This is a genomic window from Roseicella sp. DB1501 (assembly GCF_013112485.1).
Taxonomy (GTDB): Bacteria; Pseudomonadota; Alphaproteobacteria; order Acetobacterales; family Acetobacteraceae; genus Paracraurococcus.
Genome location: NZ_JABFHG010000001.1, coordinates 688,488 through 702,909 on the forward strand (window position 1 = coordinate 688,488; position 14,422 = coordinate 702,909).

General features: G+C 72.2%; 13 protein-coding genes and 1 tRNA gene. 9 read left to right on the forward strand and 5 right to left on the reverse strand.

Annotation, left to right across the window (positions count from 1 at the left end):
• The first annotated feature begins 1 nt into the window (after window position 1).
• The 8 genes from HJG45_RS03285 (at window position 2) to HJG45_RS03320 (ending at window position 8,479) form a co-directional block, all read left to right on the forward strand.
• Window positions 2-523 (forward strand): TRAP transporter small permease, encoded by a 522-nt coding sequence (locus tag HJG45_RS03285; protein WP_171610617.1) that lies wholly within the window; start codon window positions 2-4, stop codon window positions 521-523.
• Window positions 523-1,848 carry a TRAP transporter large permease gene (locus HJG45_RS03290; protein WP_171610618.1) on the forward strand — a complete coding sequence of 442 codons (1,326 nt, stop codon included), beginning with the start codon at window positions 523-525 and terminating at the stop codon, window positions 1,846-1,848. Before HJG45_RS03285 ends, HJG45_RS03290 begins: the two co-directional genes overlap by 1 nt.
• 123 nt (window positions 1,849-1,971) lie before the next feature.
• Window positions 1,972-2,979, forward strand: a complete 1,008-nt coding sequence (locus HJG45_RS03295) for a serine hydrolase (protein WP_171610619.1) — start codon at window positions 1,972-1,974, stop codon at window positions 2,977-2,979.
• A 123-nt stretch (window positions 2,980-3,102) separates the two neighbouring features.
• Entirely contained in the window at window positions 3,103-4,311 is a 1,209-nt protein-coding gene (gene pcaF, locus HJG45_RS03300; protein ID WP_171610620.1) for a 3-oxoadipyl-CoA thiolase, read from the forward strand.
• A 107-nt stretch (window positions 4,312-4,418) separates the two neighbouring features.
• Window positions 4,419-5,570, forward strand: a complete 1,152-nt coding sequence (locus HJG45_RS03305) for an alpha/beta fold hydrolase (protein WP_171610621.1) — start codon at window positions 4,419-4,421, stop codon at window positions 5,568-5,570.
• A 4-nt stretch (window positions 5,571-5,574) separates the two neighbouring features.
• Window positions 5,575-6,918, forward strand: coding sequence for a 3-carboxy-cis,cis-muconate cycloisomerase (gene pcaB, locus HJG45_RS03310; RefSeq protein WP_171610622.1), 1,344 nt, complete (start codon window positions 5,575-5,577; stop codon window positions 6,916-6,918).
• Between the two features lie 73 nt (window positions 6,919-6,991).
• The gene (upp, locus tag HJG45_RS03315) at window positions 6,992-7,621 is read left to right on the forward strand and encodes a uracil phosphoribosyltransferase (RefSeq protein WP_171610623.1); all 630 of its coding nucleotides are present in this window, start codon (window positions 6,992-6,994) and stop codon (window positions 7,619-7,621) included.
• A 54-nt stretch (window positions 7,622-7,675) separates the two neighbouring features.
• On the forward strand, window positions 7,676-8,479 hold the full coding sequence (locus tag HJG45_RS03320) for an enoyl-CoA hydratase (protein ID WP_171610624.1): 804 nt from the start codon (window positions 7,676-7,678) through the stop codon (window positions 8,477-8,479).
• Window positions 8,480-8,518: 39 nt separating this feature from the next.
• Here the strand turns inward: HJG45_RS03320 and HJG45_RS03325 are convergent, their stop codons facing one another.
• The 4 genes from HJG45_RS03325 to HJG45_RS03340 all read right to left on the reverse strand — a co-directional run bounded on the left by HJG45_RS03325 (window position 8,519) and on the right by HJG45_RS03340 (window position 12,784).
• The gene (locus tag HJG45_RS03325) at window positions 8,519-9,664 is read right to left on the reverse strand and encodes a mandelate racemase/muconate lactonizing enzyme family protein (RefSeq protein WP_171610625.1); all 1,146 of its coding nucleotides are present in this window, start codon (window positions 9,662-9,664) and stop codon (window positions 8,519-8,521) included.
• A gap of 123 nt (window positions 9,665-9,787) precedes the next feature.
• Window positions 9,788-10,099, reverse strand: a complete 312-nt coding sequence (locus HJG45_RS03330; RefSeq protein ID WP_171610626.1) for a PepSY domain-containing protein — start codon at window positions 10,097-10,099, stop codon at window positions 9,788-9,790.
• 197 nt (window positions 10,100-10,296) lie between these two features.
• Window positions 10,297-11,880 (reverse strand): ABC transporter substrate-binding protein, encoded by a 1,584-nt coding sequence (locus HJG45_RS03335; protein WP_171610687.1) that lies wholly within the window; start codon window positions 11,878-11,880, stop codon window positions 10,297-10,299.
• A gap of 94 nt (window positions 11,881-11,974) precedes the next feature.
• Window positions 11,975-12,784: an alpha/beta fold hydrolase gene (locus HJG45_RS03340; protein ID WP_171610627.1), complete on the reverse strand. Its 810-nt coding sequence runs from the start codon at window positions 12,782-12,784 to the stop codon at window positions 11,975-11,977.
• Between the two features lie 170 nt (window positions 12,785-12,954).
• Between HJG45_RS03340 and HJG45_RS03345 the strand changes: the two genes are divergently transcribed.
• Window positions 12,955-14,250, forward strand: coding sequence for a thiolase family protein (locus tag HJG45_RS03345; RefSeq protein WP_254452233.1), 1,296 nt, complete (start codon window positions 12,955-12,957; stop codon window positions 14,248-14,250).
• Window positions 14,251-14,295: 45 nt separating this feature from the next.
• On the opposite strand, the gene HJG45_RS03350 is transcribed toward HJG45_RS03345, so the two are convergent.
• A tRNA-Met gene (locus HJG45_RS03350) sits at window positions 14,296-14,372 on the reverse strand.
• Window positions 14,373-14,422 lie beyond the last annotated feature (50 nt).

The window sequence follows — 14,422 nt, forward strand, 5'->3', positions numbered from 1 at the left end:
CATGGCGCAGCCCGCTGCGTCGCCCCCGGGCCCGATATCGGGCCCGGAGGATGGAGGCGCGATCGCGCACCTCGCCCGCCTGCTGGCGCTCGCCGGCGGCGCGGCGCTGCTCGCGGCGGCGCTGCTGACCGTCTGGAGCGTGGCGCAGCGCTGGCTCACCGGCCAGCCGGTGCCGGGGGATTTCGAGCTGGTCTCGCTCGGCTCCGGCCTCGCGGTCATGGGCTTCCTCGCCTACGGCACCTGGATGCGCGGCAACATCCTGGTCGACAGTTTCACCGGCTGGTTGCCGCGGCAGGTCACCGACCGCATCGATGCCGTCTGGATGCTGGTCTGGATCGCCGTCGCCGCGGTGCTGGCGGAACGCCTGCTGGTCGGGGCGAGGGAGACGCTGGCGAGCGGCACCACCACCATGGTGCTCGGCCTGCCGACCTGGTGGGCGGTCGGGCTCGGCGCGCTCGGCTTCGCGGCGACGGCGCTGGCCGCCCTGCCCTGGGCGCTGCGCTTGGCGCGGGGGCGCGGCTGATGGCGCCGGAATTCGTCCAGGCGGCGATCGGCTTCGCCGCGCTGCTCGGCCTGATCGCGCTGCGCTGCCCGGTCGGCCTCGCCATGCTGCTGGCCGGCGCCGGGGGCTATCTCTGGATCGTCGACCTGCCGGTGCTGCTGAACTACCTGAAGACCACGCCCTGGCATCTCTTCGCCAACTACACCCTCTCCGTCATCCCGCTCTTCATCCTGATGGGCGCGGTCGCCGAGCGTGGCGGGCTGGCGCGCGACCTCTTCGCCGCCGCCAACGCGCTGGTCGGCCACCGTCCGGGCGGCATGGCGATGGGCGTGATCGGCGCCTGCGCCGCCTTCGGTGCGGTCTGCGGCTCGAGCGTGGCGACGACCGCCACCTTCGGCCGCGCCGCCCTGCCGGAGCTGCGGCGCTACCGCTACGACACCGGGCTCTCGACCGGCATCATCGCGGTGGGCGGCACGCTCGGCATCCTGATCCCGCCCTCGGTCATCCTGGTGGTCTATGCCATCAGCACCGAGCAGAACATCGCCAAGCTGTTCATGGCGGCGCTGCTTCCCGGCCTGCTCGCGGCCGCCTTCTACATCCTGGTGATCGCGGCGATCGCCCGGCTGCGGCCCGGCCTGGCGCCGGCGACCGCGCGGGCCTCGGGTGCCGAGCGCCGGCAGGCCCTGCGGCGCGTGGTGCCGGTGCTGCTGATCGCGATCGTCGTCGTCGGCGGCATCTATGGCGGCATCTTCACCCCGACCGAGAGCGCGGCCGTCGGCTGCATCGCCACCATCGCGGTCGGCGCGCTGCGCGGCACGCTCGGCCGGCGCGCCCTGGTCGAGGCGCTGCTGGCCACCGCCGAGACCACGGCGATGATCTTCGTCATCCTGCTCGGCGCCGAGGTGTTCAACGCCTTCCTCGCCCTCACCTCGGCGCCCGAGCTGCTGGCGATGTGGATCTCGGAGCAGGACTTCCCCGCCTATGGCGTGCTCGGCCTGCTGCTGCTCGCCTATGTCCTGCTCGGCGCGGTGATGGACGAGCTGGCGATGATCCTGCTGACCCTGCCGATCTTCTTCCCGGTGGTGACCGCGCTCGATTTCGGCCTCGCCGGCACCGAGGAGACGGCGATCTGGTTCGGCATCCTCGTGCTCGTCGTGGTCGGCATCGGCCTGACCGCGCCGCCGATCGGCCTCAACGTCTTCGTCGTCAGCGCCCTGGCACGGGATGTGCCGATCGCCCGGACCTATCGCGGCGTGCTGCCCTTCCTGGCGGCCGATCTGGTCCGGCTCTGCCTCTGCGTCGCCTTTCCCGCGCTCTCGCTCTGGCTCGTTCGCCTGTTGGGATGAAAGCCGCCGGCCGGCGCCCCGGCCTGTCGGTTTTCGTTTGCATGCAGGATCGTGACACGGGAAGCCTGCCTTCGCGCCGTGCGCCGCATCCGCCTCGCGCATGGATCCTTGAGGAGGAACGCGATGCAGCGCCGATCGGTCTTCGCCCTGGCTCCGCCCCTGCTGGCCGCGCCCATGCTGGCCGCCGCCTCGCCGCGCCGGGCGGCGGCGACCGAAGACCCGCGGGCCGGCGGGTCCGGCGGGCTCGGCGCGGCGCTGCAGCGGTTCCGCGCCCTGCCCGGCTCGCCGAGCTACCTGCTGCATCTCGGCGAGGGCGGCGCGGTGGCGCGCTTCGCGCACCAGCCAGGCCTCCGCCTCTTCATCGCCAGCGCCTACAAGACCTTCGTCCTCGGCCAGTACCTGCGCGAGGTGGAGGCGGAGCGCCTGGCGCTCGACGAGGAGCTCGCGGTCGATGACGAGGTGCGCAACATCGGCAGCCCCGTCCTCTTCGGCCTCGGCGGCCGGCTCCCGGCACGCATGGTGCTGGAGGCGATGCTCACGCACAGCGACAACATGGCGACCGACATCGCCTCGGCCCGGGCCGGGGCCGACCGGATCCGGGGCCTGATCGCCGAGGCCCGGCTGCGCTCGGTCCAGATTCCCGACACCACGCGGGTGTTCGAATCCTACGTCTTCGGGGCGCCGGCCGGCACCGATCTCGGCTGGCCGGGATTGCAGCGGGTGCTGGCGAACCCGCCCCCCACCATCCGGCCGCCGCTCAACGACGAGGTCACCCTGGCCGGCACGGCGCGCGACCTCGTCACCTGGTACGAGCAGGTTCTGCGCGGCAGTTTCTTCAACCAGCCGGCGACGCTGACGGAGTTCAGGCGCATCCAGGCCATGGCGGCGCAGATCGCCCGCGTGGCGCCGCCCGGCACCGTGCTCTACGCCAAGGGCGGCGAGGTCGGCGACCTCTACGGCTTCAACGCCAAGAGCTTCGCCGGGCAGATGGTCGCCTTCGGCCGCATCCCGGTGACCTTCTGCTTCCTGGTGAACTGGGACACCGCCGACGGCGCCTTCGCCCCGGTGCAGGAGGCGTTCTTCGACGCCATCGCCGACATCCTGCGCGGCGCCCTGCGCAGCCTGGCCTGACCGGAGCGGGGCCGGCAGCCCGGCCCCGTTGACCTCGGCTGCGCCCCGGCGCAACTCTCCCGTCTCATTCGCGCCGCCGGGCCATCAACCCTGCGGCGATCCGTCGAAGCGGGAGAGAACGCCATGGCCGAGGCCTATATCTGCGACGCCGTCCGCACCCCGATCGGCCGCTATGCCGGCGGCCTCGCCCCCGTGCGCGCCGACGATCTCGGCGCCCTGCCGCTGAAGGCGCTGCAGGCGCGCAATCCCGGCGTCGATTGGCAGGCGGTGGAGGATGTGATCTTCGGCTGCGCCAACCAGGCCGGCGAGGACAACCGCAACGTCGCCCGCATGGCGCTGCTGCTGGCCGGCCTGCCCGACACCATCCCAGGCAGCACGGTGAACCGGCTCTGCGGCTCCGGCATGGACGCCGTCGGCATCGCCGCCCGCGCCATCAAGGCCGGCGAGTGCGAGCTGATGCTCGCGGGCGGCGTCGAGAGCATGACCCGCGCCCCCTATGTCCAGGGCAAGCAGGCCGAGCCCTTCGGCCGGGCGCCGGAGATCTACGACACCACGATCGGCTGGCGCTTCGTCAATCCGAAGATGAAGGCGCAATACGGCGTCGATTCCATGCCGGAGACGGCCGAGAACGTGGCGCAGGACTTCCAGGTCTCGCGCGCCGACCAGGACGCCTTCGCCTGGCGATCGCAGCAGCGCGCCGGCCGCGCCCAGGCCAGCGGCCGCTTCGCGCAGGAGATCGTCGCGGTCGAGATCCCGCGCCGGAAGGGCGAGCCGCTCAGGGTCGAGAAGGACGAGCATCCGCGCCCCGAGACGACGCTGGAGGCGCTGGCCAGGCTCCCCACCCCCTTCCGCAAGGAAGGCGGCAGCGTCACCGCGGGCAATGCCAGCGGCGTCAATGACGGCGCCTGTGCCATCATCGTCGCCAGCGAGGCGGCGGCGAAGAAATACGGGCTGACGCCGCGCGCCCGGGTGGTCGCCGCCGCGACCGCCGGCGTGCCGCCGCGCATCATGGGCTTCGGCCCGGCGCCGGCGACGCGGAAGGTGCTGGAGAAGGCCGGCCTCTCGCTCAAGGAGATCGAGGTCATCGAGCTGAACGAGGCCTTCGCCGCCCAGGCGCTGGCGGTGACGCGCGACCTCGGCCTGCCCGACGACGCCGAGCACGTGAACCCGAATGGCGGCGCCATCGCGCTCGGCCACCCGCTCGGCATGTCGGGCGCGCGGCTGGTGCAGACCTCGGTGCAGGAGTTGCAGAACCGCCAGGCCCGCTACGCGCTGGCCACCATGTGCATCGGCGTCGGCCAGGGCATCGCCATGGTGCTCGAGCGGGTCTGACTGGGCAGGTCCGACTGGGCAGGTCTGACCGAACGGGGCCGCGCGCCCCTTCCATCCCCGCGCCAGGCCGGCCCCGGCCTGGTGCCGCCTGAACCGGGAGGCATCGCATGTTCTGCGAGATCGGCGACATTGGCATCCATGCCCAGGTCGAGGGACCGGCGGATGCGCCGCCGGTGCTGCTGCTGCACTCGCTCGGCACCACGCTGCATATGTGGGACCCGCAGGCGGCGGCGCTGGCGAAGCGCTTCCGCGTCATCCGCATGGACATGCGCGGTCATGGCCTGACCGAGGCGCCTGCCGGCCCCTACAGCATGGCCATGCTGGCGAAGGACGCTCTGGCCCTGCTCGACAGCCTCGGCATCGACGCGGCGCATGTCGGCGGCGTCTCGATCGGCGGGCGGATCGCGCTGCAGATGGCGGCGACGGCGCCGCATCGCGTGCTCTCGCTGATGGCCTGCGACACCGCCCTGGAATTCGGCCCGCCGGAGACTTGGCAGCAGCGGATCGACGCCGTGACCACGGGGGGCATGCGCGCCGTCGCCGACGCGGTGATGGAGCGCTGGGTCTGCGACCGCTCCCTCGCCTCCTCCCGGGGCCTGCGGCGGATGCTGCTCGGCACCGATCCGGTCGGCTATGCCGGCTGCGCCGCGGCGCTGCGCGACTGCCGCGCCGAGGAGGTTCGCGGCCGCATCCGCTGCCCGGCCACCGTCATCGTCGGCGAGCGCGACGCCTCGACGCCGCCCGCCGCGGCGCAGGCGATCCATGCCGCCATCCCCGGCAGCCATCTGGTGACCATCGCCGAGGCGGCGCATATCCCCAATCTCGAGCGCGAGGGGGCCATGACCCGCGCCGTGCTCGCCCATATGAAGCTCGTCACCGCCCTGCCCGCGGCGACGGCCGAGGCCGGCATGGTGATGCGCAAGCGGGTGCTGGGCGAGGCGCATGTGGCGCGCTCCGAGGCGGCGCTGACGCCGATCGACCAGCCCTTCCGCGACTTCATCCTGGAGGGCGTGTGGGGCCGGGTCTGGACCCGCCCCGGCCTCTCGGTGCGCGACCGCAGCCTGCTCTGCCTCGGCATCCTCTCCGCCCTGCACCACCACGAGGAATTCCGGCTGCATGTGCGGGCGACGCGCAACACCGGCGTGACGCCGGAGGAGATCGGCGAGGTGCTGCTGCAGGTCGCCGCCTATGGCGGCGTGCCGACCGCCAATACCGCGCTCCGCATCGCCAAGGAGACGCTGAACGAGATGGAAGGCTGACCCGATGCCCGTGAACCCGGCCGACAGCCCCGTCCTCGGCGCCCTCTACGGCACGGATGCCATGCGCGCCGCGATGGGCGAGCGCGCCTTCCTCGCCGGCATGCTGGCGGTGGAGGCGGCCCTCGCCCGCGCCCAGGCGCGGCTCGGCATCGTGCCGGCGGCGGCGGCCGAGGCGATCGCGGCCGCCGCCGATGTCGACCGGCTCGATCTGCCGGCCCTGGCCGCGGCGACGCGCAACACCGGCTATCCGGTGGTCGGGCTGGTGCGGCAGCTCAGCGCCCTGGCCGGGGCCGAGGCCGGGCGCTGGACGCATTGGGGCGCCACCACGCAGGACATCATGGACACGGCCGTGGTGCTGCAGGTGCGCGACGGGCTCGGCCTGATCGAGGCCGAGCTGGAGGCGGTGATCGCCGGCCTCGCCCGGCTGGCGCGCGCGCATCGGGGCACGGTCATGGCCGGGCGCACGCATCTGCAGCACGCCCTGCCGGTGACCTTCGGCTACAAGGCCGCCGTCTGGCTCTCGCCGCTGCTGACCATGCGCGAGCGGCTGGTGCAGCTCCGCCCGCGGGTGGAACGGCTGCAATTCGGCGGCGCCGCCGGCACCCTCGCCTCGCTCGGCGAGCAGGGGCTCGCGGTGCAGGCGGCGCTGGCGGAGGAGCTCGGCCTCGCCGTGCCGGACATCCCCTGGCATGTCGCGCGGGACGGGCTGGCCGAGGCCGTGTCCTTCCTCGGCCTGGTCACCGGCGCCCTCTCGAAGCTCGCCACCGACGTGATCCTGCTGATGCAGACCGAGGTGGCGGAGGTGGCCGAGCCGCACCAGGAGGGCCGCGGCGGCTCCTCCACCATGCCGCAGAAGCGCAACCCCATCTCCTGCGAGTACATCATCGCCCAGGCGCGGGGCGTCCATGCGCTGGTGCCGCAGATGCTCGCCGCCATGGCGCAGGACCAGGAGCGCGGCACCGGCCCCTGGCAGGCCGAGCCGCTGGCGGTCGGCCAGGCCTTCCTGCTGGCGCATGGCGCGCTGGCCTGCGCCCGGGTGATCGCCGAGGGGCTGGTGGTGGACCCGGCACGGATGCGGCGCAACCTGGAGAGCACCGGCGGGCTGATCATGGCCGAGGCGGTGATGATGGGCCTCGCCCCGGTGATGGGCCGCGGCGAGGCGCATCACGTGGTGAACCACGCCTGCGACCTCGCCTTGGCCGAGGGCGTGCCGCTGGCCGAGGCGCTGCTGCGCGACCCGCAGGTGGCGGACAAGCTGCCGCGCGAGCAGGTGGAGCGGCTGACCGACCCGTCGCGCTACCTTGGCGCCGCCGAGGCCTTCGTCGACCGGGTGCTGGCGCGGGTATAGGCGCGCCCGCCTGCGGTGCTACAGCAGGGGGGAGAGCCCCCAGGGGGAAACCCCCAGCCCGGAAGGACCCGCGATGAGGGACGTGCATCTCGTCCGCCACCCCCTGGTGCAGCACAAGCTCACCCTGATGCGGGAGGCGGAGCGCACCACCAAGGGCTTCCGGCAGCTGCTCAACGAGATCGGCATGCTGCTGGCCTATGAGGTCACGCGCGACCTGCCGCTCGAGGATGTCGAGATCGAGACGCCGCTGACGCGGATGCAGGCGCCGAAGCTGGCCGGCAAGAAGCTGGTCTTCGCGCCGATCCTGCGCGCCGGCATGGGCTTCGTCGACGGCATGCTGGAGCTGGTGCCCTCGGCCCGCGTCGCCCATATCGGCCTCTACCGCGACCCGAAGACGCTGCAGGCGGTGGAATACTACTTCAAGGCGCCGCCGGATGTGGCGGAGCGGCTGGTCATCGTCCTCGACCCGATGCTCGCCACCGCCAACAGCGCCGTCGCCGCGGTGGACCGGCTGAAGGAGCGCGGCTGCAAGGAGCTGCGGCTGGTCTGCCTGCTGGCCGCGCCGGAGGGGGTGGAGCGCTTCCACGGCGCGCATCCCGAGGTGCCGATCTGGACGGCGGCGATCGACAGCCATCTCGATTCCCACGGCTACATCGTCCCCGGCCTCGGCGATGCCGGCGACCGGATGTTCGGCACCCGGTAGCCCTCCGGACGCCCCTCGTCGCCCCAGGATTCACGCTCGATACAGGAGGAAACCATGGCCTATACGCAAATCGCGGTGGAGCGCCGCGGCGCCGTCGCCTGGCTGTTCCACAACCGGCCGGAGATGCGCAACGCCGAGAGCAGCGTGCTGCTCGACGAGCTCGACGCGGCGCTGCGCGAGGCGAGCGCCGAGGATGCGGTCCGCGTCATCGTCATCGCCGGCAAGGGCGACCACTTCTCCGCCGGCCACGATCTGAAGGAAGGCCAGGCCCGCCGCCAGGCCTTCACCGTCGAGGAGCGCTGGGCCTATGAGGAGCGGCGCTACCTGGAATACTCGCTGCGGATCTGGGACTGCCCGAAGCCGACCATCGCCGCCGTGCAGGGCGCCTGCATCGCGGGCGGCTTCATGGTGGCGAATATGTGCGACATGATCGTCGCCGCCGAGGATGCCTTCTTCGCCGACCCGGTCTGCAAGACGCTGGCCGCCTCGGCGGTGGAGGTGCTGATGCATCCCTATGTCATGGGGCTGCGGGCGGCCAAGGAGTTCCTCTTCACCGGCCGCCGCATGGGGGCGGCGGAGGCGCACCGGCTCGGCATGGTGAACCGCGTCGTGCCGCGCGCGACGCTGGAGGAGGCGACGCAGGCGCTGGCCGAGGACATCGCCAGCGCCCCGCCCTTCGCCATCAAGCTGACCAAGCGCTCGCTGAACCGCGCCGCCGACATGCAGGGCTTCCGCGACGCCATCAACGCGCATTTCGACACGCACCAGCTCGCGCATGTGACGGAGGAGTTCCGCAAGACCCGAGAGGCCGGCCTCGCCGCCGCCATCGCCCGCGGCAAGGCGCAGACCGCGGCGTGATATCGGCCGGCCGGTGACGTCAGCGCGCCGCCGGCCGCCTCACCCGCCGGGCGGGCGGGCCCGGAAGCGGTCGAGCGCCGCGCGGTCGATCTCGATGCCGAGGCCCGGCCCCTGCGGGATGCGCACCACGCCGCCGACATGCTCGATCGGCGCGCGCAGGATCGCCTGGCGGATCGGGTGCTCGGTGCGGTCGAACTCGAAGACCGGCTCGGCCGGCGCCAGCGAAGTCGGCGTATGCGTCGGCAGCACCGCCATGAGCTGCAGCGAGGCGGCGAGGCCGATGCCGGTGCCCCAGACATGCGGGTTGTACCGGATGCCGAAGGCCGCGGCCATGTCGGCGATCTTCTTGCACTCCGAGAGGCCGCCGGCGGCGCAGGTATCGGGCTGGATGATGTCCATGGCGCGCGAGGCCAGCACCTCGCGGAAGCCGAGCCGGGTGAACTCGCACTCCCCGCCTGCAATCGGGATCGGCAGCGCCGCCCGCACCGCGCGATAGCCGTCGAGGTCCTCCGGCGGCACCGGCTCCTCGAACCAGCCGATCCCGAGCGGCGCGATGCGCCGGCCGAGCTCGATGGCGGCGACGGCGTCATAGGCGTGGTTGGCATCGACCATCAGTCCGATATCGGGGCCGATCGCCTCCCGCACCGCGCGGGCGATGGCGGCATCCTCGGCCACGCCGAAGCCGACCTTCAGCTTCACCGCATGGAAGCCCTCGGCCGCATAGCCGGCCGCCTCCTCGGCGAGATAGGCGAGCGGGTCGCCCTCCCGCCGTCTGTAGAGGCCGGTGGCATAGGCGTGCACCTCGCTGCGCAGCGGCCCGCCCATCAGCCGGTGCGCCGGCACGCCGAAATGCTTGCCCTTGAGGTCCCAGAGGGCGATGTCGATGCCGCTCAGCCCCTCGATCACCACGCCCTTCTGGCCGTGGTCGCGCAACCGGGCATAGACCTCCTGCCAGATCCATTCGGTCCGCAGCGGGTCCTCGCCGATCAGCCATGGCGCGACGCTGCGCACCACCGCCTCGGTCATCCAGGCCGGGCCGTAGCACTCGCCCCAGCCGGTCAGGCCGCATGCGGTCTCGATCTCGACCAGCATCGCCATGCGCGTGCCATACCAGGCGCGGGAATAGGCGAAGGGCGCGGCGAGCGCCGCCTCCAGCACATGCGTCCTGACGCTGGCGATGCGCATCCGTCTCCCCCGCCCAGGCCCCGATGGTGGCGCAGGCCGCGCTCACCCGCGCAGTATGGCCGGGCAGCCGCCATCGCGCGACCGTCCCGGCGCACTTCATCCATCGGCGCGAATGCTGCGCCCTCAGTTCTCCGGATGCTTGTCGATCTCCTTCAGGTCATCGGCGCTGAGGCGAAGGTCGTAGCGCTTGCCATCGGCCATGTAGGCGTCGTCGACCTCCCAGGTCTTGCCGGCATCCTCGCGCTCGATCTCCTTCCAGCGGACATAGCCCCGCTCGTGCAGCACGCCCTCGATCCGCTTGCGCTCGGCCGCAGTGGGCGCATCGTTCTCGACGCGGCGGCGATCCGCCGCCTGCGCGACGGACAGCGTGGCCGCCATGGCGAAGCCGAGCAGCGCCAAGCGGAATGCGGAGCGGCGGTGAAGGGTGCGGGACATGCGATGAGCCTCCTCTTCCGGATCGGATCGAAGCTCCGGCAAATCCGACGGCGGTAGAATGCCACAGGGGGGTCGTCGCTGCATGCCGCGGGCAGGACGTGCTCGCTCCAACACAATCCCGTGTCCAGCGACGTGCCGAGGCGCCGGCGGCCGGGGCGGATGGCCGCCCGCCCTCTCTGTCCGGCGGCCCCCTCGGATCAGCTCTTCTTCACGCCCCAGAAGACCGGGAAGCCGCGCGAGACGCCGGTGACATTGGTGCGGTAGGCGGTCGGCTGGATGTACTGGCCGAGCGGGACGCTCGGGACCACCTGCATGGCCCGCACCTGCAGGTCGCGGCAGATCGCCTGCTGCGCGGCGAGATCGGGCGCGTCGAACCAGGCGTTGCGCAGGTCCTCAAGCCTCTGGTCGACGCACCAGCCCGGCCAGGCGGAAGGATCGTTGCCGTTGCCGCGCATGGCATAGTGGTTGGACGGGTCCATATGGTCCGCGCCCTCCCAGCCGGTGTTGAAGCAGGACCAGCCGCCCTGGTCGAGCGGCCCCTTGTTGCTGCGCCGCTGCAGCATGGTGCCCCAGTCGGTGGCGACGAAATCGACGTTGATGCCGATCCTCGACATGGCATCCGCCGCGACCTCGCCGATCGCCTTGAACTGGGCGTAGTCGGTGGCGACCAGCATGGCGACCTTCTGGCCGCCATAGCCAGCTTGTTTCAGCAGCTGCTTCGCCTTGTCGTAGTTGCGCGGCCCCTTCAGCGGCTCCAGCCCCGCCTCGCTCGCCATCGGGGTGTTCGGGCAGAAGACGCCGTGCGGGACGGTGTACATGGCGGGATCGTCGCCGACGATCGCCTGCATGAAATCCGTCTGGCTGAAGGCATGGAGCAGCGCCTGCCGTCCTTCGGGCTTGTCGAAGGGCGGCTGCAGCGTGTTGAGGCGCATCATGTTCACCGCGCCGGTCGGGTTGATCACCTCGACCTTGATCTTGCGGTCCTTGGTCAGCAGCGGCAGCAGGTCATGGGTCGGGTTCTCCCACCAGTCCTGCTCGCCCTGCTGCAGCGCCGCCACCTTGGTCGCGGCATCGGGGATGGTGGTCCATTCGACGCGGTCGAAATGCACCACCTTGGGCCCGGCGAGCCAGTCCGCCTTGCCATTGCCGCGCGGCACGTATGTCTCGAAGCGCGCATAGACGTTGCGCGAGCCTGGGACGCGCTCGCCGGCGACGAAGCGGAAGGGCCCGCTGCCGACCATCTCGGGGATCAGCTTGAAGGGATCGGTATTGGCCAGCCGCTCCGGCATCATCGCCGGCATGGGCGAGCTGACCTTGCCGAGCGCCGCCGGCAGCAGCGGGAAGGGCTTGTTCAGGCGGAAGAGGATGCGGCGGTCATCCGGCGCGGAAAGCTCTGCGGTCGCCGCCATCAGCGCGCCGCCGAGCGCGTCCCGCTTCGCCCAGCGGCGGATGGAGGCGACGCAGTCGCGCGCCGTCACCTTCTCGCCGTCGTGCCAGAGCAGGTTCTCGCGCAGGGTGAGCGTCCAGCGCCTGCCATCCTCCTCGACGACATGGCCCTCGACCATCTGCGGCTGCGGCTGGAACTGGCTGTCCATGCCGTAGAGCGTGTCGAAGACCATCTGCCCATGGCCGCGGGTGATGTAGGCGAGCGAGCCATGCGGATCGAGCACCGAGAGATCAATCTGCGGAATGAATCGCATGAGCCGCGCCCCCTGCGCCAGTGCGAGGCGCGGCGCGGCGATACCGATGGCGGCCGCGGCCAATACACCGCGGCGGGTCATTTGGGGCATGGATTGGGTCACGTCGCTCTCCTTAGGGGCGGCGGACCGGCGGTCTCCTCAGCGAAGGTGAGGCTAGCCGGCCGCCGCGGCGGCGTCACCTCCCCGGCCCTGGCGCCCCTCCCTGCCCCTCGAACAGCCCGGCGACGAAATCGCGCAGCGCCTGCACGGCCGTCTCGGGCGCCTCCAGCAGCGGGTCATGGCCGATGCCTGGCAGCAGCATCACCTCGACCGGGCCGGCGGCCCGCTCCGCCAGCACCTCGAGTTGCGCCGGGCTGCCATAGGGATCGGCCTCGCCCTGGATGGCGAGCACCGGCAGGCGAAGGCCGGCGATGTCCGGCCGCAGGTCGAAGAAGGCCGGGAAGTCCGGATGCAGCCAGGTGTCGCACCAGCCATGGAAGGCGATATCGGGATGCCGGTGATGGCGGGCGAGCCGGGCGCGGAGATCGCCCTGCTCGTAGCGGGCGCGGGTCTCGGCGACGGCGGCGAGGCCCGCGGCCTCGGTGAAGAAATGCGGCGCCATCACCACGATGCCGCGCCGCCGCGGGTCCTCGACCGTGCCGCCATGGATGGCGGCGATGGAACCGCCATCCGAATGCCCGACCAGCACGCCCTGCCGCAGCCCGATCGCATCCAGCACGCGCGGCAGCACCGATTGCGCTTCCTGCCGCAGATAGTCGAAGGGCCGCGGCAGCCGCACCGGGTCGGAATGGCCGTAGCCGAAGCGGGACCAGGCGAAGACGCCGCAGCCGGTCGCCGCCGCGAGGCGCGCCGGGATGTCGCGCCAGAGGCCGAGGCTGCCGAGGCCCTGATGCAGCAGCACGAGGGTCGGCGCCGCCGCGGGCGCGGGGCCCCACCAGCCGGTCTCGAGCCGCCCCTCGGCCAGCAGGATCTCGCCCTCGCGCATGCCGCCTCGCCCGCCTTGCCGGACCGCAGGTTAGGACGGGTCCCGACGGCGCGACCAGAGGCGCGACCAAGAGGGGCGCTCCTCCCGCCGCGCCGTCCGTGCCATGCTGCGGCCGAGGGGCCGGCCCGACACGGCCCGACCGCAACCAGTCTCCCGGAGGTCACGCCGCCATGAATGTCGCCCTCGATCCCGCGCCGATGGCCGATGCGCCCGACTGGAGCCGCTATGCCGAGGGCGCCATTGTCGAGACCTTCGCCGATGCGAGGTTGGTCGCCGGGGCGCGCACGCCCTTCGTCGACTACAACGGCGCCCTCGCCCTGGTCTCGCCGACCGATCTCGGCATCCATGCCGCGCGGGCGGCGATCGCGCGCGCGGGGATCGATCCGGCGCGGATCGGGGTGACCATCGCCGGCAATTGCACCCAGGCGAGCTTCGACAGCCTCTTCTTCGCCCGCCATATCGGCCTCTATGCCGGGATGCCGGATGACCGGCCGGCGCATGGCGTGCAGCGGCTCTGCACCACCGGCTTCGAGGCGATCGCGCAGGGCGCGCGGGCGACCAGCGCCGGCCAGGTGGAGGCGGCGCTCTGCGTCGGCACGGAGAGCATGAGCCGCGCCCCGGTCGCCTCCTACACCTCGCGCGGCGGCTTCGGACTGGGCCAGGTGGAGTTCAAGGATTTCCTGTGGGAGGCGCTGTTCGACACCGGCTGCGGGCTGCCGATGGGCAGCACGGCGGAGAACCTGTCGCGACTGCACAAGGTGAGCCGCGAGGAGACGGACGCCTATGCGGCGGAGAGCTTCGCCCGGGCGCTGGCCGCGCAGCAGGCCGGCCGCCTGGCCGAGGAGATCGCGCCGGTCACCGAGCAGGTCTTCGAGGGCAAGGGGCTGAAGCCGCGCCGCCTCGCGCTGCCCCGCAAGCTCGCCGAGGTTGCCGCGGATACGCATGTGCGGCCGACGCCGATCGAGGCGCTGGCCAAGCTGAAGCCGGTCTTCGGCGGCGTGCAGACGGGCGGCAACAGCAGCGCCATCGTCGATGGCGCGGCGGCGGTGGTGGTGACGACCGGGGCGGTCGCGGCCTCGCTCGGTGGCGGCGCGGCGCCGCTCGGCCGGGTGGTCGCGGCCTGTGCCGCGGGCGTGCCGGCGGAGGTGATGGGCATCGGCCCGGTGCCGGCGACGATCGCGCTGCTGCGGCGGCTCGGCCTCGGGATCGGGGATATCGATCTGTTCGAGATCAACGAGGCCTTCGGGGCGCAGGCGGAGGCGGTGCGGCGCGCGCTCGGCGTGGAGCACGCGCGGTTCAACGTGAATGGCGGCGCCATCGCCTTCGGCCATCCGCTGGCCGCGACGGGGGTGCGCTGCGTGCTCTCGGTGATGATGGAGTTGCGGCGGCGCGGGCTGAAGCGCGGCATCGCCGGCGCCTGCGCGGGCGGCGGACAGGGCATGGCCGTGCTGGTGGAGGCCGCCTGAACGCGAAGAAGCCCGCCGGTAGGGCGGGCTTCTTTGTCAGGAGTTTGGATGCGGGGACAGGATTTGAACCTGTGACCTTCAGGTTATGAGCCTGACGAGCTACCGGGCTGCTCCACCCCGCGTGGGTGGTGTGTGTGAGGGTGTTTGGATCCGGCTGGGTGGCCCGGCGGCG

Coding starts and splice junctions, on each gene's coding strand:
- HJG45_RS03325 (WP_171610625.1), bottom strand. CDS start 9,664: ATGCGCATCGCCAGCGTCAGGACGCATGTGCTGGAGGCGGCGCTCGCC.
- pcaB (WP_171610622.1), top strand. CDS start 5,575: ATGCCCGTGAACCCGGCCGACAGCCCCGTCCTCGGCGCCCTCTACGGC.
- HJG45_RS03295 (WP_171610619.1), top strand. CDS start 1,972: ATGCAGCGCCGATCGGTCTTCGCCCTGGCTCCGCCCCTGCTGGCCGCG.
- HJG45_RS03285 (WP_171610617.1), top strand. CDS start 2: ATGGCGCAGCCCGCTGCGTCGCCCCCGGGCCCGATATCGGGCCCGGAG.
- HJG45_RS03335 (WP_171610687.1), bottom strand. CDS start 11,880: ATGACCCGCCGCGGTGTATTGGCCGCGGCCGCCATCGGTATCGCCGCG.
- pcaF (WP_171610620.1), top strand. CDS start 3,103: ATGGCCGAGGCCTATATCTGCGACGCCGTCCGCACCCCGATCGGCCGC.
- HJG45_RS03345 (WP_254452233.1), top strand. CDS start 12,955: ATGAATGTCGCCCTCGATCCCGCGCCGATGGCCGATGCGCCCGACTGG.
- HJG45_RS03305 (WP_171610621.1), top strand. CDS start 4,419: ATGTTCTGCGAGATCGGCGACATTGGCATCCATGCCCAGGTCGAGGGA.
- HJG45_RS03340 (WP_171610627.1), bottom strand. CDS start 12,784: ATGCGCGAGGGCGAGATCCTGCTGGCCGAGGGGCGGCTCGAGACCGGC.
- HJG45_RS03320 (WP_171610624.1), top strand. CDS start 7,676: ATGGCCTATACGCAAATCGCGGTGGAGCGCCGCGGCGCCGTCGCCTGG.
- HJG45_RS03330 (WP_171610626.1), bottom strand. CDS start 10,099: ATGTCCCGCACCCTTCACCGCCGCTCCGCATTCCGCTTGGCGCTGCTC.
- upp (WP_171610623.1), top strand. CDS start 6,992: ATGAGGGACGTGCATCTCGTCCGCCACCCCCTGGTGCAGCACAAGCTC.
- HJG45_RS03290 (WP_171610618.1), top strand. CDS start 523: ATGGCGCCGGAATTCGTCCAGGCGGCGATCGGCTTCGCCGCGCTGCTC.